Origin of the sequence: Pseudomonas batumici (assembly GCF_000820515.1) — a bacterium.
GTDB classification, from domain to species: domain Bacteria; phylum Pseudomonadota; class Gammaproteobacteria; order Pseudomonadales; family Pseudomonadaceae; genus Aquipseudomonas; species Aquipseudomonas batumici.
In genome coordinates, this window is sequence record NZ_JXDG01000118.1 from 1 (window position 1) to 392 (window position 392).

The window sequence follows — 392 nt, forward strand, 5'->3', positions numbered from 1 at the left end:
CACCGGGCCTGCTGGAACTGCCGGCCGACCATCCGCGTCCCCAGGTGCAGAGCTACCTCGGCGCCACCCTGGCCCTGGAACTCCCGGCCGGGCTGAGTGCCAGGCTGCGCCAGTTCAGCCAGCAACAGGGCCTGACGCCGTTCATGACCCTGCTCGGCGCCTGGTCGATCCTGCTTTCGCGCCTGAGCAACCAGCCGGAAGTGGTGATCGGTACCCCGGTCGCCAACCGCCCGCGCCAGGAAACCGAAGGGTTGATCGGCTTCTTCGTCAACACCCTGGCCCTGCGGGTCGATGTCCAGGCCCACAGCCGCGTCGACCAGTTGCTGGCCCGGATCAAGGCCATCACCCTGGATGCCTACAGCCACCAGGACCTGCCGTTCGAACAGGTGGTC

Annotated in this window: 1 protein-coding gene; it reads left to right on the forward strand. The window is 67.9% G+C overall.

All coding sequences use genetic code 11. The features are described from left to right. Positions 1–392: condensation domain-containing protein (locus tag UCMB321_RS28965; protein ID WP_040072080.1), on the forward strand; the 392-nt coding region annotated here is incomplete at both ends.